The following is a 22305-nucleotide window of genomic DNA, read 5'->3' as shown; positions in this document are numbered from 1 at the left end:
ACCAATATGCTATTGAAATCCGGCTTAATGCTGCTGTCGAGCAGATCAAATATAGCGAAATGACTCTGGAGCATACAGCTGAATTATGCGGATTTTCCAGCTACTCGTATTTTCACCGGGTCTTCCGTGCCCCCCTTGGGGTGTCCCCGCTGGAATCCCGTTCGAAATAATCAAAACTTCCGAAAGTCTTCAAATACTTCATCGGCCAAAACGCAAGATAGCGAAGATAACAAAAAACAGGCTAATCATGATGGCATCTGACCATAATCGACCTGTTCAATGTGACGAAATAGCGTTATTTAGGTTGTAAAATTGTAGTGTTGAAGTTCGTAAAAACAATAAAAAAATTTATTTACGGGTATTACATGGGTTAAGTGTGTTATTGGTTGAGAGATGGGTTCATTCGGTACTGGGTAACCCCCCAAATGATAATATAAGAGGAATGGAAATTCTACGTCATCACAAAGAGTTCTATTCAATGATATTATCTTTTTAGCCGTAAACTAATAATTAATAGCTCAATACTCTCGGAAATCACTTCGAATGAATTTCTTTCGAAGTCCTCGAGTTTCACAGAACCATCCTCGTTATCAACCACTACGTTAAGCCCGTTGCCTTCTATCCCTAATGGAATATTTTCAAGTTTGTTGTCGTGGTTATTCTTGTATCCTTTAAGCGTGTTACTATAAGATTCAATATCTGCCTTTTGCAGTACCGATTCTAGTTTTATGTAATGGTCTTTAATAAATCCATCTAAATCGGCAAAATAATATGAATTGAAGTATTCTATAACAGAAGGATGAATCCTGACATCTAAGTCCTCTTCTAGTGAATTGAAATCATAAAAGTCTTTTTCGACAGGTTGCCATGAGATGTACTCATCCTCGTCGACTTCACCAATGTAAATAAGAGATTCAACATCTTCATCGAATGGTGTCTTAAATAAAAAGTCCAATCCTTCCTCAGCAATTTCTTTCCTTAATGAAAAATATTGATTCATAGCTTCCTTTATAGACAAACATATCACCCTCTACTTGTTTAAGAATTTTTCTAGTAATTCAGCATATTGGCTATCACTACCCCAAATTCCTGCTTCTTTTTCAGCATTGTGTATGCCACCCGACCCAGGATGTAGTTTTGATGGTACTGCAACAGCTTGACCACCGCCGCCAATATGATGGTGAATAAGAGTGTCATTATTCAGTTCTTTAATATTAAACTGTGGGAAGTGTTCTCTGAACTGCTTATCATTAATTGGTGAAAAACCTAATTCAATTTTTTGCTTGTTGGCTTTACTGATACTTTCAGGATATTTTTCCATTACCTCTTTCCAGTAATAATCTTTATCTCGTAACCATCCTTCTGAATTTGTACTATTCTTTTCTTTACCTACGTATGGCATTTCCACGGTCAGTCTAGGGTCAGCAGTATATTTAGCTTCTAGTTTACTTAAATCAGCATCTCGGTATGTTCTAATCGGGTGGTCAGGATTTCCCGTCCCCTCAAATACAGGAACCTTAATCTTTTTCACCCTGGACGCAGTTATTTCAGTCGCACCGGGATGAAGCGGCAGGGTTCTCTTTATATTCCCGCGAAGTCCTTGTATCCCCTGAAAACTGACAACTAGACTGCTGAATATTATACTATAGGCCTGCAGTTTTGTTATTTTTTCACCGGTCCAGTAGTTGATCCCGTCCTTCGCTGCCAGCATTTGCTCCTGCATAATATCGACTGGTACATTGCCCTGATCGGGTCTGATCTCTCCGCTCTTAATGGCTTCCTGATACGCAATAGAGGCTTGCGCTGCGTCCTGATTGGTTATGCCATTTTTTTGGAGTACCCATGTGCTTCCTACAAGCGTTTTGCTGTACTCCTCAAAGTTGTATTTCTTGGCCCCTGTCCTGTTATCCAGCGCCCGCTGACCTTCCGCAGCTTCTATTTCCAGCCGCTTGGCCTCCAGTTGGCTTCTCGCATATGCCCCAGCGGTGTTCTCCTCCATCCCCATCCGCAGCAGCAGCAGGTATTCTTCGTTATGTAAGACAGGCACGCTGTCCTCCTTGATCGACGGATCGTAGTCACAGGCTTTGATTGCCGGCTGCTTGTAGTATCCCCTGAGATCTTTCCCTGGCTGATACTGGATTTCGCTGATTCCCATAGACTTCAGCTTCTTGCGCGCTTCCTCCGCCTGCTGATGGGCCGCCTCCATTTGTGCCTGATTGCCAAAGGCCTTGTATACCCCGTAGGCTGTTTGTGACTTTCCGATTAGCTCACGTGCTTCATAGATTTCTTTCAGCTTCAGCTGCGCAGCCAGTCCATTGATGCTTGCCAGGCCTGACTGCTGTATCATTCCCCGTAGCTTCTGCACTACCGGATCGCTACCCATTTCATCCCGGCCACTTAGGATCGATACGGTACGAATCAGGCCGGTTACGGCCTTCTGTGCTAAGGCGGGGATGGAATGTGGAGCAAATGATCCGCTGCCCCCTAGGCTTCCGAATAGTCCTGCCAGTGTACCCAGTTGCTGGCTGAGCTGATCCCCCTGCCGCTTATTCTCCGCTTGAACTCCCTGGAACCCTTGAACAGCACTCCGGATGAGATCCTCCAGCTTCTCGGCTTCGCTGGTTAGCTCATTGATGAGCACTTGAGCATGTAACAGCTCCTGCCCCAGCGGGATGCCGTTCCAGTCCGAAGCTTTTCCTTTGAACTGCAGGTAGAGCTGATTCGTGTCCTGGCTGACCCGTCCGATTTTCGTCCGCAGACGCTCTGCTTCATCGACATTAAAGATCATTTTTGCGGAAGACAATACCATCCCCCTTTTCTTCATCCTTCATGTTTAACTCCATACTCTATGTACTTGTATCTTCAATAAAAATCCAAATATATGATTTACATCCCTTATTATCGGCTTTATTTTCCAAATTTTTTAGTATTATCAAGTGCTTGTCATGGCGAACAATCACCACTTTCCCTGATCCGATGTTCGTGCTCTCCCTGCCGGAATATTTCAACCTTCCCTGCCCGCGAAGCAGCGTACCAGGGCATTAGAATCCGATTGGGTAAGCACAGCAAACAGCCCCCTCGCCGCAATGCGGGGGCTGTTCTGCTTGACCCAATTCAAGACCATAACTAAGGCCAGCTACACCAATAAATATGCTCTGCACAGCTCCGTATCAACGACAACCGCGCGGGTGGAATCTTCACGGTTCCCTTTGCCCGCTGATATATGACACTGAAATCCGTTTTCTTAGATCAGAGGCCCTATTACAGCATCTAATCCGTCAGCGGGTCCAGAAACAGCGGTTTTGTAAGCTCATTCAGCGGGCAGCCTGCCGTCTGGGCACGCCCCCCGCCGCCTAAACTTCTGGCAATGGCTCCTACGTCCACTGGCGTTGCTTTGTTTGAGCGGAGGCTCAGCTTATTTTTCGGAAGATCAATCATGACCACGAAATCAAGCTCTCCTATTCCCTCGCTGCAGACCATATCGCCAAGCTCCGACTGATATAATTCGGCAATCATGACTGCATAAGTGTATATCCGTCCCGTCCCGTCAACCTGGCCCTGGAAGCAACGCATTCCCTGCTTTTTCTCCATGCAATAATCCTCAATACGCTGTTGTTCCTGATCAATCAAATGCTCAGCCTGTGGCTCAAATGAGAATGACGCCTGAGCTTGAGCGGATGTTAAACGCAGAATCACCTGGTCGCAGAAGTCCTTCGGGTCAGACATAAACAGGTAATCATTCATTCGTTTCGCCCGGCGGTTGCTCTTGTCACCATCAGGCCACTCCCAGGTATCATACAGCCGTACCAGTTCAACGTAATCATCCATGATCAGCGAAGAGGTCAATAACCCTTGTCCGAGCAAAAATTCATAGAATATTGACGTAGCAGCAGTCCCTCTGCCATCCGGATAGGTATTCTGCAGGTACATCCAATGTCTATACGACTCAACCGGCATTGCAGGTTTCGGATCATGATGATCGAGGACATAAATCCTGTATCCCTTGTCTACGTATTCATCGATTTCCGCAGCAACGTCTTCACTGACATTAATATCCGTAATGAACATGACCGACATATGATCCATTTCTTCTTCAAGCAGATCCAGGACGATATCATCTACCCTGTTATAATTGCAGTATTTGGTCAGCAGCTCTTTGCCGGCAAACGCGATCCGTGACAACACGATCGGTGACAATCCGTCCAGATCATTATGACTGACATGAATAACCTTCTGAAAGCTGTTACGGCTTAACTTCACATGACTAAAATCCATTTGTACAAATCTCCCATACTCAGATAAAGGCATTATCTCAATACAATACACAAAGGATGAAATTTGCGCAAACGGTTTTTGTGCAGCCTCATTCCTGCTCAGCTTCCCCTGATGTCTGCTTCAAGTGAACTACTCCCACCTATAGAGGTGTGAGCTTCTCGGGAACAGCCCATACTTGCTCTGGATGACGACCTTCCGAAGCAGCGGTTAGGCTTATACACCAAGCGATCCCCGCAGTCCCTGCGGTTCCCTTCAGCGTTAGATTTGGGCGGTTTCATTGAGCAGATGCAGCCCTTCTGTCCGGATGTTCCTGCTTGCATTTACGTCCCGGTCATGCGTGGTTCCGCAGCTTGGACAGCTCCATTCCCGGATGTGGAGTCCCTTTTTTCCATCCCGGTGCCCACAGGCCGAGCAGAGCTGGCTGGAAGGGAACCAGCGTCCCACCCGGATCACTTGTTTCCCATACCACTCTGCTTTGTAGGTCAGTTTGGACAGAAAGGCGGACCACGAGACATCTTGAAGACTACGGGCAAGCCTGTGGTTTCGAACCAGCCCTGTGACATTCAGAGTCTCTACACAGATCACGTCGTGGTTGTTGACGAGTTCCGTACTGAGTTTGTTCTGAAAGTCATTCCGCTGATTGGCTATTTTTTCATGCAGCTTAGCCACAAGGATACGCTGCTTCTGGTAATTACGGCTACCTGCGAGGAGGCGCCCCTCCTTCTGGGCCTGCAGCGCCCGGCGCGACAATTTACGCTGGGCCTTGGAGAGCCGGTCTGAGGTTTTCACCAGATGCTTCGGATTCTGAACTTTCGTTCCATCGGAGAAGGCGGCAAACGAAGTGACCCCGAGATCCATCCCGATGACTGAACCGGTTAATGTCTTCGCTTCCACCTTCGTTTCGCACAGAATGGACACAAAATACTTACCGGTAGCCGTACGGGAGATGGTGGCCGATTTGATCTGGCCCTGAAGCTGCCGATGCAGCTTGATCCGCACAGGTTCCATCTTGGGCAGTTTCAAATAACGTCCTGCCACAATCGCGATGGTTCCATTCTGATTGTTTGTGGTGTAGGACTGGACCGGATGTTTACGGGATTTCCACTTTGGAAAACCGGAGGAAGGATGACGGAAAAAGTGGTTATAGGCGGCCTTTAAATGAAGCTGGGCATTGCATAGGGCCAAACTGTCGACTTCTTTAAGAAAAGGATATTCTTTTTTGTATTGGGCGGGTGTAGGAAGCTTGATGGGTTCACCGGTTTCCCGGTGCTTTTTGTAGGCTTCGATGCGATCATTCAGCATGAGGTTGTAGACTTTACGTACACAGCCGAAGCTTCTCACCAAGAAATCAGCCTGCGGAGCACTTGGATATAACCGAAATTTGAAAGCTTTGAGCATGAAGCCTCACCTCAACTTCTATGAATCAAAACAGGAATATATGTTCTTGTTTCGATTTTACCAAAGATCTTCTGAAAAGCAAAGACAAACCGTTATCATTCATCCCGCCACTTTAGAAGTGGGGGAATTCTGACAACGATTTGTTAAAGTGATCCTGTCTACAGTAAGGGAGGTCCGCTGCTGAAGTCACCGGTAAGTGTAAGCCACTTGCGGTTATGATGCTCCTGTACTTCAACAGGGGTATCAAAGAAATCACTTAACACATCCGAACGCAGACAGTTTACTGTCTTGTCCCCTTTGTAGATTTCACCGTTCTTCACCAATAACGTATGCGTGAAGCAAGGCGTTATCTCTTCGATATGATGCGTTACATACAGCAAGGTCGGCCCGCCGGGCTGCTGCGTAATCTTCCCGATCATCTGCAGCAGCTGTTCCCTGGCAAAGATATCCAGTCCTGTGCATGGTTCATCCAGTATCAGCAGATCCGGATTCGCCATAAGCGCGCGGGCAATGAGGATTTTCTGGCGCTGCCCCTGCGACAAGGTGTCGTATGTCCGGGAAGCTAAGGAAGAGCAGCCAAGGAATTCCATCAGCTCCTCGGCTTGTTTCAGTTCATCTTCATTCGTCTTGTCATACAGACCAATGGTTGCGAATCTCCCGCTGAGGACAATATTCAGCGCAGTCTGATGGCCGTACAGCTTCTGCTGCAGCGAAGTGCTGACCCAGCCGATCCGTTTGCGCAGCTCCCGCAGATCAACATCGCCGAAGCGGTGGTCCAGCACCTCCACCTGTCCCGTCGTCGGCCAGATATAGCCGTTCACAACGTTCAGCATCGTCGTCTTGCCTGATCCGTTCAGGCCGACGATACACCAGTGCTGCCCTTGCTCCACTTCCCAGTTCATACCGCGCAGAATCATCATCTTCTCCCTCTGCCAGGATACATTTTGGAGTGATATAATCATGCCTGTTCCCCTTTCTGCCTTAAGTTATCCCTTACATTCACAGCTCGGAAAGCGTGCCGTTTAGAATCTCCAGAGTCCATTGCACTGCAGAGCGTACGGTCATTCTGCTCCAGTGCCGTCTTCCTTGTATCCAAATGCTCCCCCATGTTGGACAGGTCTGTGCCGTCATGGCGCAGAGCGGCCAATCTTGAGATTTCAGTTTCAATCATCTTCCGGGCAATGAAGCCGCTGAGCAGGCACCGCAGAACAAATTTACATAATACAGGCCATCCACCGGATGGATACGCCCGGTGGATGGCCTGTATACAGCGTTTAATTCACTTCGTGAACAGCCTGCGGATAGCTGGAGTATCGTCAAATTTCTCGAGTTGGGCCTATTCCTCCGTATAGATCTTCACCTGCTGCTCGTTGCAGGCCGATTCCAGCCAGGGCTCAGGCTGTTTGTTCGTAATAATTCCCGTCGCTTCACCTAAAGGGATAATGGTGAACAAAGCAGACTTGGCTAATTTGCTGTCATCGAATACCGGATAGACCTCGCTTGCGCGTCTGACCAGCTGCTGGGCGATGCTGGCTTCCAGCTCGGAATGCATCGTAAAGCCATGCACCGGGGATACGCCGTCCACACCGAGGAACATTTTGGTCACATTGACCTGCTTCACTACACTCTCGGCCAGCGGCCCAATGAGCTCATAGCTGCCCGCACGCATAACCCCGCCGATGACAACCACTCTGATTCCTTCTGCTTCAGCAAGCTCTGCTGCGATATTGACCGCATTGGTCACGACCGTAATCCGGCTGTGGTGCTTAAGCGCCCGGGCAATGAAGAAGGTCGTCGTTCCGCCGGTCAGGCAGACCACATCCCCTTCCTGGACCAAAGCTGCGGCGATTCCGGCAATCTTCTCCTTTTCATCCTTGAGGTAGAACTGCTTGTCGCTAAAAGCCAGCTCCGCCGGCTCCTGCCGGAGATTGCCTTCATACACCGCTCCCCCGATCGTCCGGATCACTTTGCCCGACTTATCCAGCCAGTCCAAATCCCTTCTCGCCGTAGCCTCTGAACAGTTGAACTCCTGAATCAGCTCCTGAACTGAAATTTTACCGTGCAGCTTTACGTATTCCAATATCCGCGCTCGGCGCAAGCCGCTTTTTGATTGATCCATGACTCTCTCCTCCGGGAAACCATTGTCCATTCATCCTAATGAGTTAATATTGGAGGAAACCGGACAATTTTGCAACAATCAGCAGGAGCCCAGAACCTCAATTTTCACCTGGGGAAGATACGATGCTCCCGGCATCCAGCCGGCTGACATAATAGGTCTTGTCAACAGCAGCATTCAGCGTGACGGTAGTAATCACTTTAATTCATCAGCCTTGCCGAAGCTTCCGCACAGCTCCATCTTTTCCAGCGCCAGCCGTTTCACGGCTTCCTTAGCCGGAACCATATATTTACGGGGATCATTCTCCTCGGCATTGCCCCCGAATACCTGCTTAATCGCATTGGAGAATTCAATACGCAATTCTGTAGCCACATTTACTTTGGCCATGCCAAGACTTACCGCCCGCTTCACCTGCTCGCCCGGGATGCCTGAACCGCCGTGCAGCACAAGCGGAGCCTCAACCAATGCGGCAATCCGCTCTATTCTGGCAAAATCAATCTTCGGCTCACCTTTATAAATTCCATGTGCGGTGCCAATCGCTGGCGCGAGCGTATACACCCCGGTCTGTTCCACAAACAGCCTGCATTCCTCCGGATCAGCCAGCAGCGCATCGCGCTCCTCCACTACAATATCCTCTTCGACGCCGCCAACCTTGCCCAGCTCGGCTTCCACATTGACTCCAGCCGCCGCTGCAATCTCCATCACCTTGGCGGTACGCCGGACATTCTCGGCAAATGGATGCATGGACGCATCGATCATTACCGAGGTATAGCCTGCATAAATACACTGCACCAGCAGTGCGAAATCGGTACAGTGGTCCAGGTGCAGCGCAATCGGCAGCCCGGACTGATCGGCGGCAACGGATGCAGCAGATACAAGATACTTCGGGCCCAGGTGTTTGACCGTGCCCATGGTCGTCTGGATAATCAGCGGTGAACGGGCTTCCGAAGCAGCCTCCACGACAGCCTGAAGCATCTCAAGCGTATGCACATTGAAGGCGGGAATGGCATAAGCATTGGCTCTGGCCTGACGCAGCATGGTGGTTGATGAGATAAGCGGCATAAATTATTCCTCCCGGATTATAAAATGATGTATGAAAATATAAGACAAATTAAGCGTTTAATCGGCCGGCTGGCTGCACTTACTTGTTAAGCTGGCTCAAGGCCCACAGGCCGCTGCCAATCACTCCGGCATCATCACCCAGCGCGGCGTATCGGATAGCCGTCCGGCCGGCATAATCTTGGAGCAGGCGGGCGTTCATCTCCTGCCTCATCGGGCCGGTAAGGTCTTCCCCGGCCAAAGCGCCGCCGCCGCCGATAATAATCACATCCGGCGCGAGGATCGGCACCACCCAGGACAGCGCACGCCCCAGCTCGCGCCCTGTCCGTTCAAGCACATCCCGCGACAATCCGTCGCCTTCCCGGCTTGCCCTGGAGACATCGCTTGCACGGATGTCCTCCACATCGGCGAAGCGCTCCCGGAGCAGACTGTGCTCTCCTTGTACAATCCTTGTGCGGGCTTGCCGCGCAATCCCGGTCGCGGACACGATCGTCTCGAGGCAGCCGGTTCGTCCGCAGCCGCATGTAATGCCGGCTGGATTAACCGGTATATGTCCGATCTCCCCCGCCAGGAAGCGGTGCCCGCGGTAGATCCCGCCGCGTTGTACATATGCGGCTGCAAGACCCGTGCCGATGGTAATGCCGTAGATATATTCGTAGCCGCGTCCTGCCCCGGCAACAGCTTCGCCGTAGGTATACATACGGACATCATTATCTATAAACACCGGCTTGCCGGTAAGTTCCCTGAGCATAGCGGCAACGGGCACCTGAATCCAGTTCAGATTGACCGCCCGGAGACTCATTCCAACCTCCGGATCGACCAGCCCCGGGATTCCGAGTCCGATGACCGCAATATCCTGTGCAGCTACACCAGCCTCTGCATACAGCCGCTCCAGGGTGGCGGTTATACGCTGCAGGATATCCTCCGCCCCGCTATCCGGCCGGGTCGGCATTTTCCGTTTCAGCAGAATGCTGCCCTGCGCATCGAGGATGCCGCATTCTATATTGGTGCCGCCAACATCCACACCGGCTGCATATCTCATTGAAGCTCCTCCTCACAAGCATAGACCTGGCGGCCCCGCACGAAGGTGCGCAGCACTTTGAACTGCTCATTCACCAGCACCAGGTCTGCATCCTTCCCCGGTTCAATGGTCCCTTTGGCAGCCGCAGCACCAATCTGCACAGCCGGATGAACCGTTAATGCCGGAACGATATCGGCAATATCCATTCCTGTGAACCGGACTGCGTTAGCCAGGGCTTCAATCATTGTCAGCGAGCTCCCGGCCAGGCTGCCTTCGGTTCTATCCTCCTGCTTCAAATACACCTTGCCTTGTCTCATACGGACCGGCAGCTTGCCGAGGACATACTCCCCGGCCAGGCAGCCGGCTGCACACATGCTGTCTGTAATCAGCAAAACCTTGCCCTCCGGCTTCGCCCGGAATATCCACTTCATTAAATCAGGATGGACATGAACCCCGTCACAAATGACCTCGACCGCCAACGGGTCCAGAATCAGTGCTCCGCCTGCCGCCCCGGGCTCCCTGTGATGCAGAGGCTTCATCCCGTTGAAGAGATGGGTTACTTGGGATGCGCCCCATTCTACCGCAGACTGCATTACCGCAAAGTCAGCATCCGTATGCCCCAGAGAGACAACCACGCCTCTGCACACGGCATGACGGATTACTTCCTCCGCATGGCCCAGCTCAGGGGCAATCGTCATCAGCTTAATGCTTCCTTGGGACGCAGCCCAGAACGCTTCAAACTCTTCAATAGAAGGCTCCCGCAGGTCTTCCGGGTTCTGGGCGCCGCATCTGGCCGGATTCAGAAACGGGCCCTCCAGATGGATGCCCAGCAGATTCGCCCCGTCCGGGGAGCGCTCCGGGTGAATGAATTGTCCTGCACATTCCAGGGACTGGATAATTTCATCATGAGCAGCGGTTAATGTCGTGGCCAGCAGGGAAGTAGTTCCATGAGCAGCGTGAAATCTGCACATCCCCTGAAGCTGATCTTCAGTCGCCAGCATGGCATCGTATCCGCCGCCGCCATGAACATGAAGATCGATGAATCCGGGCAACAGCATTCCCCCCCGGGCATCTACCTGCTCATATTCTTCACTCTCTCCTGTCCTCACCCATGCGCTGCCCGTTATCCGGGTAATTAACCCGTCTTTACTGCACAAACTGCCGTTTTCAATCCAGCCCTCCGGTGTCAGAATCCGTGCGTTATAAATATGAATACCTTTATGCTGCATCAACATTCCCCCTTATGTATGCGGCGGCAGCAATCTGATGGCCTGCTTCTGTATATGATCATAATAATCTCTTAAAATGATTTTTTCAATCTTTAATTTGATCTTTTCGATAATTAATAAGAAGTTTATTTCAATATAATAGATATTATTATTTGTATGTAACAAATAAATGATTGAATAAATCAAAATAATGATTGTAATTCTCCTGCCGCTGGTTTACACTCACATTAGCTGAACAACAATTCACAGGGGGTCTTACCGATGAGCTTGACTTACAGCGAAATTAAGCAGCAATATACAGCCTTACAGCAGACCTATGACTACATGCTCTCTAAAAGAGAAGAGATTATCTCCTTCATTCAAGCAAAATCTATTACTTCCGTTACCTTCGCCGGCTGCGGATCAAGCTACTGCTTGAGCCAATCCGCCGCATTCTCTGCCCGGCTGCGTGCAGGAATTCCGGCAATGGCTTTAGCCGGCGGCGATCTTATGCTGAACCCGGAGCGTTACGGGCGTCTGCTGGAGAACACGCTGCTCGTCGCCCCGTCCCGTTCCGGCAGTACAAGTGAAGTCGTGCAGGCGATACAATTGCTGAACAATAATCATAAAGCTGTCACCACGCTGGCAATCTCCTGTGTAACGGATTCTCCGCTTTCCGGCAAGGCCGGTCTGGCGCTGGAGCTGCCTTGGGCCTTCGACAGCAGTGTCTGCCAGACCCGTACTGTAACCAATCTGTACACAGCCAATCTGCTGCTGACCGCCTTCCTTGGGGGCGATGAGAGCTTAATTGCTGACATCGGCAAGGCCATTAAACAAGGCGAAGCCTATATGGCACGGGTGGAGGACAGCATCCGCCGGGCGGCTGATTTCGGGTGGACCCATACGGTTGTGCTTGCAGACGGAGAGCTTCAGGGCCTCGCTTCCGAAGGCGCTATTGCCTTGACGGAAATTGCCAAGGTACAGGCCCATTCCTATCACCTGCTGGATGTCCGCCATGGTCCGATGGTAACTGTCGGGGCGGATACGCTGGTTATCGCTGCAGTCACCGGGAACGGCACGGAACATCAGCGCAACCTGCTGCGCGATCTCAAAGGCAGAGGGGCAACCGTCATCGCCTTCGCCGGCCATGCCGGTGCAGCTGAGGCGGCAGCAGAGCATGCCGACCTGACAATCACATCTGACAACGAATTGGATCCTGCCGCAGCAGGCATACCGTTTATCTTCATTCCGCAAATCGTTGCCCTGACCAGCGCTGCGCGTCAAGGCATCAACCCCGATCAGCCTGACGGCCTGGTGGCCTGGGTTGAACTGTAGACCGCCAGAACAAGACAAGTTTCATAAATGAACAAATCGCAAAAAGCATGCATCTTGCAGCTTTAAGGCCAAGGGATCTGTATGTTTGAGAGGTTTGTTGCATGAAGTACAGCGGCATGTAAATTTGTATATTTCAAAAAAAACAGCGCCCGCATCGGGCGCCCAGATTGTCGGGAAACCCAGGTCATTTAAAGAACCTGGGTTTCATTGTATTTTAATGACGACGGTGTTCATTGGCACTGGCCTTAACGCGACTGGAGAACGAGACCAGCACACGTCCGCTGCCATACGATACGAATACATTTTTTAGAAGCTTGAGCCATCAAAATGTCCAACATTCGATTTATGCTCCAGCAATGTAGAGTCTGCCTGCAGCTTACGGACATTCGGGACAATAACGGCTGTACGGTCCGTAAGGATCAAAAGAAGGACTTTCCCATCAATGCACAAGCCTACTCCGCTTCGCCGGCAGCTTCATAGATCAGGCAGCGCAGCGTCTGGTCCGGATAACGCAGTTCTGCGGTATAACTGCTGCCATCCTCCAGCACCAGCTTCACCGCCACCATTCCGCGTTTGTTATTCACGTCTTGACCGGTAATGCTTGCCTTTACAATGGCCCTTGTCTCGCCCTGCTTATCCGTAATGATCTGCTTCGCTCTGGCAATCCAGCGGCTATCCTTCAGCACGGCTGCAGCAGCGGCGGCATCAATCGGTGTCCGTTTGAGTGCCACATTAGCAGCAGTTGTATCGATCATGGTACCGGTCTCCGGATCAATCATCACATCATACTGCCAGTATTCTTTACCCTGTCCGCGCAGTGTATTCGACTTATAAGGAGCGGAGTGCACCGACCAGAATGAAGGTATGCCATATCCCGGCTCATGCAGCATAACGGTCGTCTCCAGCTTGGACACATCTGCATCGAACAGCTTACGCACACTTTCAGCCGCCCGCTGCTTGATTTCAGCCTTGCTGAATTTCTGCGGCAGCGGGGGAACAGTTACATGGTCCGCGTTATTGTATCTGGAAGCGATGAACATCGTCCGGTAAGACCAGTCAATCATCTGCAGCAGCTCTTCATCCGTCAGCTCCCGCTCCGGAAAGTAGAGCGTATGGGTCTCAAGCTCCAGATAGAATTCAGCTTGTCCGGCCTTAAGCGGCAGCGGCTGCTCAGGCCGCAGCCCGTCATACACATACTTGTCACTCAGCACAAGGCTCCGTTTCCCCTCTGCTTCGCTCATTTCCCGGCCAACCATCTGCGGTTCATTGCCGGGCTTATTCAGAAGCTCATAGATCCCCCTGATCTCCTCCTCTGTCATTCCGTCAAGCAGATCCGCGGACACTGTAGACACCGGAGCCGGTGCTTCCACCTTCAGCACAGGAATCGTGCCCCCTGTCAGATGGACGCCGGTCCTGTTCACTGCTGCCGGGCCGTTCTTGGCGGCGACAGAATTGTTCACAATGCCGGGAACGAGCAGGGCGCTTGCTGCGAGCAAGCCTCCCGAGAATAGAATGATAGCCAAAGCAGTTAACCGTTTGTTCTGTTCCAAGTCTGATTACCTCCACTCCATACAAGGATGTTAAATCTGTCTATACCATAATCCCAAGATGTTATAGAGTAGGAGGGCAGATGTTATGAAGTTGTAAAATCCGCCGTAATAGCCGTATTGCTTAAATAAAGCCGGATGCTTGTCCCTTGGCCCAGCACCGATTCCAGCTCCACTCTGGCCTCATGTGCCTCGGCGATCTGCCGGCATAAGGAGAGGCCCAGCCCCGCATTCCCGTAAACCCGTGAGCGGGCCGGGTCTGCCCGGTAGAACGGCTCGAAGGCCTGCCGGCTCTGCTCCGGCGTCATCCCGCGTCCGCTGTCGCGCACCTCAAGCACGGCTTCCCCGTTCTGCTGATAAGCCAGCAAGGAGATCAGACTGCCCGGCCCCGAAGCATGGATAGCATTATCGAGCAGATTCACCAGGAAGGAGGCCAGCAGATCACCATCACCCCGCACAGCGGAGATGGAACTGTCTGCCGCAAGCCGGATTCCGCTCTCTGCTAATTCGTGCTCCACCGTCTGCAATACCGCTTCGAACAGCCCGGCAACCTCTACCTCCGCCTGAACCAGCGGCTGATGCCGGAGGACAGACAAATCCAGCAGCTTAAAAGCCAGATTCTTCAGCCGGACTGTCTCACTCCAAATGTAGTGCCCCGCCTTGATCTGGTCCTCCTGGCCGATGTTCGCCGAGGTAAGTAATTCCGCAAAGCCCTGCATGCTGGTCAGCGGGGTGCGCAGCTCATGGGCCAGATTATCGACCATCCGCTGCTTCTCCTCCGCCATGTCGGAGAGATCCGTAATCCGCTGCTCCACCACCGAAGCCATCCGGTTAAAATGGACTGCCAGCTCCCCGAATTCATCCCGGGCAGACAGCACCACCCGGTTCGAATAATCGCCTCCGGCAATGGTCCGGGCCGTTTCCGCCAGCAGCTTGAGCGGCCGCGTCAGATGACGGATCAGGAGATAGAGCAGCAGGGCCAGCACCGGCCCCGCAATCCAGTTAATCATTACGAAGAAGCGGTTCAGCTCCTGCTGCTGGGTATACAGCCCGCTGATGTCGCGGCTGTAAGCCAGCTCCAGATATTCGTAAGGTGCCGGCAGAGGCATGGATAATGAGATGCTGTGTCCCGCCAGACTTCCGCTCCCCCCGCTGTCTGCCGGGTAGATCAGCTGCCCGTTCTCCCGCAGCTCCAGCTCAATTCCTTGCTTACGGTAATGCCCGCCATACGACTGCACCACATTGACCAGCAAGGCAGGGGTGAGCGTAAGTCCCCGCGTCCGGATCGATTCCAGATTCTCATAGATATTATTGGCAATCAGCAGCTGCTCGCTGGAGGCGCGCCTGGTTTCGCTGTCCATGTTCAGCTGCCAGCTTTTTTTCATCACCATAATTACACTTACATCGAGGGCGGCAATGAAGAGCACGAGCACGGCCAGCAATATCTTATGCCAGAACCGCATGGCTAGACCTGAACTTCCAGCCGGTAGCCCAGCTTGAATACCGTCTTGATCCGTTCTTCCCAGCCCAGCTTCTTGCGCAGCTGACGGATGTGAACATCTACCGTACGGGTATCGCCGGCATAGTCATACCCCCAGGCGAGCTCCAGCAGCTTGTCCCGTGATAAGGCAATGTTCCGGTTCCGTATAAGAACTTCCAGCAGCTCAAATTCCCTGGCGGTCAATTCCACCGGCTGCCGGTCCACCCGGACCTGGCGTTCGGCGAACCGGACCTCCACCGTATCGCAGGTAAAGGCCGGAGCCGCCTGCTCGTTCCTGCGCAGGACCACGTTGATGCGGGCGAGCAGCTCCAGTATTTCAAAGGGCTTGATAATATAATCCTCCGCACCCAGCTCGAAGCCCCTGATGCGGTCGGAAAGTGCATTCTTCGCTGTAATCAGAATGACGGGAATCTGCCTGGGGGAGATCTGCTCCATCAATTGGAAGCCGTCCAGACCGGGCAGCATCACATCGAGCAGAATCAGATCCGCCTGCTCCCGTTCCAGCAGGGCGGCTGCCTCTGTCCCGGAATACGCCTTGGAATACGTATGCCCGACCAGCTTGAGGTTCATCGTAATCAAATCGCTGATCGGCTGTTCATCTTCAACTACTACTATATGGGCCATTACCGGATATCCTCCTGATATGAATCTGACAGCCTGACTATTAATTCAGACTATTAAACCCTATCATAGCAGATTTCAGCAGCAGACAGCTCCGCATTACATGCTGTTCTTGAATTCCTGCGGAGTCATTCCATACTGCGCCTTGAACAGCTTGATGAAATACTGCGGCTTCTGGTAGCCGATTTCATGGGCAATCTGGCTGATCTTCATATCCTTATGCTTCAGCAGCTGGACGGCTTTCTCCATCCGTAAGCGGAGCACATAGTTCATGAAGTTCTCGCCGCTCTCCTGTTTGAACAGGTTGGAGACATATACGGGATGCAGGTTCACATGATCCGCCACCGCCTGCAGCGTAATCTCCTGGATATGGCCCTGGATGAACCGGCGGATCCGTTCCATCAGGTCCATGCGGATGTTGTCCGAGCGGGTGTCGCTGAAGGCCTTGAGCTGAACGAAGCTGGCGAACGCCCACTCTTTTAACGGCTCATCACTCCAGCTGGCATCCAGCTTCAGCATCTTCTCCATATCCCTTCCGAACACCTCGAAGATCCGCTTGCCCTTCTTGTGCAAATAGTAGGAATACGCCTGCAGCAGGGTAACATAGATTTCGATCCCGTATTCACGCGCTCCGCCGCCCGCCCCTTCAAGCTCACTGAAGATCAGGTTCAGCTTACTCTCGAACCCGGGCCACTGCTCAAGATCAATCAGCTCCATGAACGTCCGGGGACGGTACAGCTCGGCCAGCGGCTGGATTTCGGGGGCTTCCTTCTTCTCGGTCACATGGAAAAAGCTCTCCGTCTGATAGCCGATATAATCCGTATAAACCGATCGTGCAGCATGGTACATGGACAGGATGTCCCGGGGGAACCCGCCCCAGTCGCTGATAACCAGGGACACCTTGGATTTCAGATACAGCTTGATCTGATGCTGGGAGAGTCTGGCCCGGTCCTCAATGACCGCAGAACCGGCTTTGGTAGAGAAGGCTTCCCCCTTAGACTGCACCAGGAAGACCAGGTAATCATGCGAGTCCTTGCAGTACATCACGTGAAAAGCATCCGAGAGCACTTCCTCCACAATGTTGAACATGGCATATTCGATCAAAGAGAGGCTGTACAGATCGGTACTGGTATAGTCCTCCTCCACTCTCATGCATAAGAGGATGGATTCCTTATCCGCAGTGAAGGGCAGCCCGTACAGCTGATTTTTATCCTGCAGCACCGACTGGGGGTATTTTTTGCCGGAGATCAGGTCAAGCAAGAGCATTTCCCGTAATTTAGGCAGACTTTCCCGGAAACGGTAGGCAAACTTGTTCTGGTTCAATAATTGGTTGCCTTCCTCTGTAATCTTAACAATCAGACTCCGCAGGGTCTGCTCCAGCTCCTCGTTCGAGACCGGCTTGAGCAGATATTCGCTCACCTGCTGCTGGATGGCTTCCTTGGCATACTGGAATTCATCATAGCCAGTGATAATGACCGCCTTCGTATTTTTCCATTTCTCATTGATCCGGGCAATTAATTCAAGTCCGCTCATTCCGTTCATATGAATATCGGTCACCACAATATCAACGGAATGGTAGTTCAGCAGCTCCAGCGCTTCCTCGCCGGAATAGGCTTTATAGACATTGGTAATCCCCATCTGCTCCCACGGAAGTCCAATGGCCAGGCTGTCTACCAGGTGGGTATGATCATCTACAATTAAAATCTGGTACATCCCTTTCCCCCCTCAGCTCAAATACTCACCTTCCTTACTGCTCCAGCATAACTCTGCACACAGCCCTCCAAGCTCCGACTTGCTGAGCAAGAGACCTGAATCCCCGCCGTAGGTCAGGCGCAGGCGCTGATGGACATTTTTCAGTCCGGAGTCAATTTCTTCACTGGCTGAGTAGACCTTCATGCGGATCGATTCAAGGATCACATAATCCATATCTGTCCCGCTGTCCTCAACCGATACATGGTTCATGCCGCCCTCTCTCCACACCCGGATCTGTATCATGCCGTAGCCGGAATAATTGTTGAAGGAATGAAGAATCACATTCTCGACAAGCGGCTGAATGATTAAGCGGGGAATCTCCAGAATCTCCATCTGCGGGTCAACCTCAATCCCGAATTCGAAATCATCGCGCAGCATGCAGTGAATCTCCAGGTAGAAATGGATCAGGTCCAGCTCTTCCTTCAGCGCCGCCATCTTGTTCCCCGTCTTCGTCGTATACCGGTAATATCTGCTCAAATTCATCGTCATCGATACAGCAGCCTTATCTTCGTTCAGCTCAATCATACTTTTAATATAGGCAAGCGTGTTGTACAAAAAATGCGGGTTGATCTGCGACTGCAGCTGCTTCAGTGTTGCGTCCTTGGACCGGAGCTGCTCCTTATACACATCCTCAATCAGCTCTTCAATCTGTGAGGCCATGGAGTTGAATTTCTCATACAGCAAGCGGTACTCCCCTTCGGGCTTGTCCGTCATTCTAACAGAGTAAATCCCCTTCTCAATCAGATTCATATTCTTGAACAGCCTGCAGAACGGAATCTGAATATTCCGGTACATCACAAAAGCAAGATACCCGCCCATGAACAGCAGCATGCCGCTGATAACATAGAACATCGTCTGGTTCCGGCTGATCGGCGCCATAATATGACTGATCGGCACATAATCAACCAGATACCAGCCCAGGGATTCCAGCTTCTGATAATGGACCTGAAACCGCTTATGATCTGAATTCACCAGCAGATATCCGCTTTCCCCGGAGCCGCCGATTTCCCCCAGCCGGGGCAGAAACTCTTCGATCTGATTCACATTCACCGAATAATTATAGATAGGCTCCGCCCCCGGATGGTAGAGGAAAGGGTCCCCTGAGCCGTTACTTTTGAATTCGGATAGAGCTCTCCGCAGCTCCGCCACGCCGAATTTAAGCACTACCCGCATATGCGCTTCGCCGGATTCCGCGGACTTCTCGGGATAGGACAGGATGCCGAGGAAATAATCCTCATTCGCATCCGAATAATACTGCCAGAACGTATCCTGTACAGGCAGCTCCTTCGGGAGCGCATTCAGGCTGGAGCTGCTTTTGATGACAATTCCGGTACGCGGGTAGAGCACGGCTATCACCGCTTTCCAGTCGCCGTAGCCGGCCAGCCGGTTAATCTCTTCCGAGACGGTCCGGTTCGTTCTGTATTTATCCAGCACATCATCCAGCAGATCAGGATAGGCCAGATTCCGTACATCCGTACTTTCATACAGCATCTTCTTATAAGTATCCAGCCGGAAAAATAACTGGTCCAGCTGATTCGCAAACGTCTCAATCTGGTACTGCTTGACCTTGATAATCTCCTCCGTCAGCACCTCCCTGCTGGTCCGGTTCGACACCGCAAACAGCAGCAGAATCGGGATCAGCAGAATGAACAGCGTGGCTATCAGTTTGGTGAAAATGCTGAATCTGCTCATCATCATCCCCCTCTCATTGCCCGGGTTCAGCCGCCCGGCGTCCGGCCGCGAATTCCGCGAACTGCCTCTTTAGCTCAGTGAACACGGTATCAAACCCGGCCTTCTTCAGATCCGCAATCGCATCCGGGTAATATTCCTCATAGCCCGCCAGACCAAAATTGATCGGCTCAAACTTCTCTTTATAGACAGCCATCACCTGCGCAAGCTCATTCTTGACAGACTCCTCGTTGAAGTGGAATCCGAACAGCTTGGAGATGCGGGAGTTCTCGTCATTCTTCAGCATGTCACTGATAATTTCATCCTCCACACTGGCCGGTGCGATGAAATAATCCTTATTCCGCCACATCCATTCATACATCAGCTGGTCGTTGGTCAGCTGTCTGATTTTGCCGTCCTCCAGTTCATAATCCTTGCCCTCAACACCGTAAATAATAAAGTTATAATTCTCTCTGCTCTGCAAAATCCAGTTCATAAACATCATCGCGCGCTCCGGATTCGCTGCAGCGGCCGTAATCATGAATGCTTCATTGCTTGGGGTCGTAATGTACTTCGGTTTCTCCTTGGCCAGATAATATTCCCGCAGCCTCGCTTTGGGATTAGCGTTGCGCACCGTCTGCAGATTCTCCATTGCTCTTGAGACCGCACCTACCCGGAACAGCAGCTTGCCTGCATTCTCCTGATCGATCTTCGCAGCGGGATTGCCTACCAGATTCTTGTCAATAATCCCCTTTTGCACCCATGACTCACGCAGATGGGCTACTTGCTTGTATAAATCAGATTCTACATAACTCAGAATTTCCCCGGTATCCTCGTCCACCATGAACAGCAGCCGTTCATCCAGCGCGGAGTAGTTGCGGCCCGAGAGCTCCCGCCAGAGCATTTCATGCCCGCGGTCCGTCTCCAGATAACCATAGTAGCTTGGATCCATGGCATGCATCTTCTCATAAAACAGCTCCAGATCAGCGAACGTAGCAATCTCCGACATACCGGCCTGCTCCAGCAGATCCTGGCGGACCATCACGGAGGAGAACTTGCCCGCCGATGTGAAGGCCTGGGACGGGATTGCCCACAGCTGGCCGCCGATGACGTTCTGCTTGAAGTTTTCTTCAGGGATATGCCTGATCAGATCCGGCCCGTATTTCTCCAGCAGCCCGTCCAGCGGCTGGATATAGCTTTTATAGACAGTGACAAAGGGCGCGCCGTACCAGAACAGATCATAATTCTCCCCGGTGGATAAGGCCAGCTCCAGCTTCTGCTGATAATTGGACCACGGGATATAGGTCAGCTCCAGCTTCATATTCAGCTCCCGCTTCAGCCGTTCATTCAATTCATTCCCGACGAAATCGCCCATCCGCTGGGACAGATCACCGGGCATAATTACCTTCAGGGTGACAAAGGGCTGCGGCGCATCTCCCGCCGGCTTCTCCGCGGCTTCCGCATTCTGCGCCCCTTGCGTCCCGGATGCTTCCGGGCGGAAATACTCGCTGTACAGTATGCAGGTTATAGTCAGGAAAAAGATGGTTATCATCAATGTGACCGCCGGCTTCCTCATGGCCTGCCGCCTCCTTCACCATGTGCCTTAATTAATTTCGGGACTGTCTGGGCTGACATGGAATATTCACAATCTATTACGCTAAGAGAAGACGAAAAGAGAGATCGAGCTATTGTATTTAGTACACTAGAATCCTTGCTGAACGACCGAAAAATCCATTCTATCTTCACCTCTTTCATAGTTTACAACACTTCCATGAAAGCGAATACAATATTATAAGTCACGCAGCTGGAACAGGAGCACATGAATTCTGAATTCATGTGCCCCCGGCTCCAATCCCTATTTCGTTCATGAACCTCATTGACTACGGCAGCCGTTTGATCATTACAGCCGCTTCCGCCCGGCTGGCTTTGGAAGCCGGGTCGATTACAGCGACAGATTTTAGCCTTTATGTGCACTGAAGGCAATGCCTTCAATAAACTGTTTCTGGAAAATAAAGAAAAGGACAATCATCGGAACTACCGCCATGAAGGCGCCGGCCATCAGCACGGGATAATCTGTCCCGAACATGGAGACCAGCGTGGCGATCCCCGAGGAAAGGGTCATTTTCTCCGGTGAGCTGTTAATAATGAGCGGCCACTGCAGTTCATTCCAGGCCCATTGCAGCTGAATAATGACGATGGCCACGAGTGCGGATTTCACCAAAGGAAGCATGATATGCCAGTAAATCTGGAAGGGATTGCAGCCGTCCAGCACAGAAGCTTCCTCAAGCTCCTTGGAGATGCCGAGGAAAAACTGCCTTAGCAGAAAGGTCGCAAACGGGCTGATCAGCGAGGTAATCCACAGCGCAGTCACTGTATTCACCAGGCCCAGATCGCTCATCATCATATATTGCGGAGTGTAGAATACCGGATTCGGCACCATCATGACCGAGATAATCAAGGCAAACAGGAAGGAGCTTCCCGGAAATCTCAAGCGGGCAAAGGCATACGCTGCCATCGAGCTGAAGATCACCGGAAATACGGTTTTCATAATCGCGGTAAGTATAGTGTTCATGTAATAATGCGGAAAAGCCGATTGCCTGATCGCCTCCGTGTAGCCTCTTAAGCTGGGGGTGTCCGGAAAATAACGGATCGGAATCTGCGTAGCTTCCGTCGTCGTCTTCAGCGAAGTCAGCACCATCCAGATGAATGGAACAAGCATCGCAATCGCACTGATAATAAGTATGAGATGAATAATAGAGTTGATTTTCCTCGCCGATGCAGTCTGCATTTCGGTATCCCCCTTT

General features: G+C 51.5%; 18 protein-coding genes. 2 read left to right on the top strand and 16 right to left on the bottom strand.

What is annotated here, in order from left to right:
• Window positions 1–11: 11 nt before the first annotated feature.
• Window positions 12–170, top strand: a complete 159-nt coding sequence (locus tag LOS79_RS01385) for a helix-turn-helix domain-containing protein (protein ID WP_397386768.1) — start codon at window positions 12–14, stop codon at window positions 168–170.
• A 314-nt stretch (window positions 171–484) separates the two neighbouring features.
• Here the strand turns inward: LOS79_RS01385 and LOS79_RS01380 are convergent, their stop codons facing one another.
• The 9 genes from LOS79_RS01380 to nagA all read right to left on the bottom strand — a co-directional run bounded on the left by LOS79_RS01380 (window position 485) and on the right by nagA (window position 11098).
• Entirely contained in the window at window positions 485–1000 is a 516-nt protein-coding gene (locus LOS79_RS01380; RefSeq protein WP_315415728.1) for a SecY-interacting protein Syd, read from the bottom strand.
• Window positions 1001–1030: 30 nt separating this feature from the next.
• Window positions 1031–2824 carry a hypothetical protein gene (locus tag LOS79_RS01375; protein WP_315415727.1) on the bottom strand — a complete coding sequence of 598 codons (1794 nt, stop codon included), beginning with the start codon at window positions 2822–2824 and terminating at the stop codon, window positions 1031–1033.
• Between the two features lie 446 nt (window positions 2825–3270).
• Window positions 3271–4275 (bottom strand): DHH family phosphoesterase, encoded by a 1005-nt coding sequence (locus LOS79_RS01370; RefSeq protein ID WP_315415725.1) that lies wholly within the window; start codon window positions 4273–4275, stop codon window positions 3271–3273.
• Between the two features lie 258 nt (window positions 4276–4533).
• A complete protein-coding gene (tnpB, locus tag LOS79_RS01365) occupies window positions 4534–5673 on the bottom strand; it encodes an IS200/IS605 family element RNA-guided endonuclease TnpB (protein ID WP_315415724.1) in 1140 nt (379 codons plus the stop codon).
• 158 nt (window positions 5674–5831) lie between these two features.
• The gene (locus LOS79_RS01360; RefSeq protein ID WP_315415722.1) at window positions 5832–6635 is read right to left on the bottom strand and encodes an ABC transporter ATP-binding protein; all 804 of its coding nucleotides are present in this window, start codon (window positions 6633–6635) and stop codon (window positions 5832–5834) included.
• A gap of 374 nt (window positions 6636–7009) precedes the next feature.
• Window positions 7010–7792, bottom strand: coding sequence for a DeoR/GlpR family DNA-binding transcription regulator (locus LOS79_RS01355; RefSeq protein WP_315415720.1), 783 nt, complete (start codon window positions 7790–7792; stop codon window positions 7010–7012).
• Between the two features lie 192 nt (window positions 7793–7984).
• Window positions 7985–8851, bottom strand: a complete 867-nt coding sequence (locus tag LOS79_RS01350; protein ID WP_315415718.1) for a class II fructose-bisphosphate aldolase — start codon at window positions 8849–8851, stop codon at window positions 7985–7987.
• Between the two features lie 79 nt (window positions 8852–8930).
• Window positions 8931–9890: an ROK family protein gene (locus LOS79_RS01345; RefSeq protein ID WP_315415716.1), complete on the bottom strand. Its 960-nt coding sequence runs from the start codon at window positions 9888–9890 to the stop codon at window positions 8931–8933.
• The gene (gene nagA, locus LOS79_RS01340; protein ID WP_315415715.1) at window positions 9887–11098 is read right to left on the bottom strand and encodes an N-acetylglucosamine-6-phosphate deacetylase; all 1212 of its coding nucleotides are present in this window, start codon (window positions 11096–11098) and stop codon (window positions 9887–9889) included. The genes LOS79_RS01345 and nagA overlap by 4 nt, the downstream gene beginning before the upstream one ends.
• Window positions 11099–11359: 261 nt before the next feature.
• Between nagA and LOS79_RS01335 the strand changes: the two genes are divergently transcribed.
• Complete coding sequence (locus tag LOS79_RS01335; RefSeq protein ID WP_315415714.1) at window positions 11360–12412, top strand: SIS domain-containing protein; 1053 nt, start codon at window positions 11360–11362, stop codon at window positions 12410–12412.
• 452 nt (window positions 12413–12864) lie between these two features.
• Here the strand turns inward: LOS79_RS01335 and LOS79_RS01330 are convergent, their stop codons facing one another.
• The 7 genes from LOS79_RS01330 to LOS79_RS01300 all read right to left on the bottom strand — a co-directional run bounded on the left by LOS79_RS01330 (window position 12865) and on the right by LOS79_RS01300 (window position 22289).
• Window positions 12865–13962 carry a hypothetical protein gene (locus LOS79_RS01330; protein ID WP_315415713.1) on the bottom strand — a complete coding sequence of 366 codons (1098 nt, stop codon included), beginning with the start codon at window positions 13960–13962 and terminating at the stop codon, window positions 12865–12867.
• Between the two features lie 83 nt (window positions 13963–14045).
• On the bottom strand, window positions 14046–15422 hold the full coding sequence (locus tag LOS79_RS01325) for a sensor histidine kinase (RefSeq protein ID WP_315415712.1): 1377 nt from the start codon (window positions 15420–15422) through the stop codon (window positions 14046–14048).
• Between the two features lie 2 nt (window positions 15423–15424).
• Window positions 15425–16084: a response regulator transcription factor gene (locus LOS79_RS01320; RefSeq protein WP_315415710.1), complete on the bottom strand. Its 660-nt coding sequence runs from the start codon at window positions 16082–16084 to the stop codon at window positions 15425–15427.
• 96 nt (window positions 16085–16180) lie between these two features.
• Complete coding sequence (locus LOS79_RS01315) at window positions 16181–17794, bottom strand: response regulator (protein WP_315415709.1); 1614 nt, start codon at window positions 17792–17794, stop codon at window positions 16181–16183.
• 12 nt (window positions 17795–17806) lie between these two features.
• The gene (locus LOS79_RS01310) at window positions 17807–19531 is read right to left on the bottom strand and encodes a sensor histidine kinase (protein WP_315415708.1); all 1725 of its coding nucleotides are present in this window, start codon (window positions 19529–19531) and stop codon (window positions 17807–17809) included.
• A gap of 7 nt (window positions 19532–19538) precedes the next feature.
• A complete protein-coding gene (locus LOS79_RS01305; RefSeq protein WP_315415707.1) occupies window positions 19539–21077 on the bottom strand; it encodes an ABC transporter substrate-binding protein in 1539 nt (512 codons plus the stop codon).
• 381 nt (window positions 21078–21458) lie between these two features.
• Complete coding sequence (locus LOS79_RS01300; protein ID WP_315415705.1) at window positions 21459–22289, bottom strand: carbohydrate ABC transporter permease; 831 nt, start codon at window positions 22287–22289, stop codon at window positions 21459–21461.
• Window positions 22290–22305 lie beyond the last annotated feature (16 nt).

Origin of the sequence: Paenibacillus sp. MMS20-IR301 (genome assembly GCF_032302195.1) — a bacterium.
Taxonomy (GTDB): Bacteria; Bacillota; Bacilli; order Paenibacillales; family Paenibacillaceae; genus Paenibacillus_AQ.
Note: the sequence above shows the minus strand (reverse complement) of the source record. Positions and strands in the feature narration are given on the sequence as shown.

What these genes read in the sequence shown, in the direction of transcription:
- LOS79_RS01380 (WP_315415728.1), bottom strand. Translation starts at nt 1,000, where the DNA reads ATGAATCAATATTTTTCATTAAGGAAAGAAATTGCTGAGGAAGGATTG.
- LOS79_RS01375 (WP_315415727.1), bottom strand. Translation starts at nt 2,824, where the DNA reads ATGAAGAAAAGGGGGATGGTATTGTCTTCCGCAAAAATGATCTTTAAT.
- LOS79_RS01370 (WP_315415725.1), bottom strand. Translation starts at nt 4,275, where the DNA reads ATGGATTTTAGTCATGTGAAGTTAAGCCGTAACAGCTTTCAGAAGGTT.
- tnpB (WP_315415724.1), bottom strand. Translation starts at nt 5,673, where the DNA reads ATGCTCAAAGCTTTCAAATTTCGGTTATATCCAAGTGCTCCGCAGGCT.
- LOS79_RS01360 (WP_315415722.1), bottom strand. Translation starts at nt 6,635, where the DNA reads ATGATTATATCACTCCAAAATGTATCCTGGCAGAGGGAGAAGATGATG.
- LOS79_RS01355 (WP_315415720.1), bottom strand. Translation starts at nt 7,792, where the DNA reads ATGGATCAATCAAAAAGCGGCTTGCGCCGAGCGCGGATATTGGAATAC.
- LOS79_RS01350 (WP_315415718.1), bottom strand. Translation starts at nt 8,851, where the DNA reads ATGCCGCTTATCTCATCAACCACCATGCTGCGTCAGGCCAGAGCCAAT.
- LOS79_RS01345 (WP_315415716.1), bottom strand. Translation starts at nt 9,890, where the DNA reads ATGAGATATGCAGCCGGTGTGGATGTTGGCGGCACCAATATAGAATGC.
- nagA (WP_315415715.1), bottom strand. Translation starts at nt 11,098, where the DNA reads ATGCAGCATAAAGGTATTCATATTTATAACGCACGGATTCTGACACCG.
- LOS79_RS01335 (WP_315415714.1), top strand. Translation starts at nt 11,360, where the DNA reads ATGAGCTTGACTTACAGCGAAATTAAGCAGCAATATACAGCCTTACAG.
- LOS79_RS01325 (WP_315415712.1), bottom strand. Translation starts at nt 15,422, where the DNA reads ATGCGGTTCTGGCATAAGATATTGCTGGCCGTGCTCGTGCTCTTCATT.
- LOS79_RS01320 (WP_315415710.1), bottom strand. Translation starts at nt 16,084, where the DNA reads ATGGCCCATATAGTAGTAGTTGAAGATGAACAGCCGATCAGCGATTTG.
- LOS79_RS01315 (WP_315415709.1), bottom strand. Translation starts at nt 17,794, where the DNA reads ATGTACCAGATTTTAATTGTAGATGATCATACCCACCTGGTAGACAGC.
- LOS79_RS01310 (WP_315415708.1), bottom strand. Translation starts at nt 19,531, where the DNA reads ATGATGATGAGCAGATTCAGCATTTTCACCAAACTGATAGCCACGCTG.
- LOS79_RS01305 (WP_315415707.1), bottom strand. Translation starts at nt 21,077, where the DNA reads ATGAGGAAGCCGGCGGTCACATTGATGATAACCATCTTTTTCCTGACT.
- LOS79_RS01300 (WP_315415705.1), bottom strand. Translation starts at nt 22,289, where the DNA reads ATGCAGACTGCATCGGCGAGGAAAATCAACTCTATTATTCATCTCATA.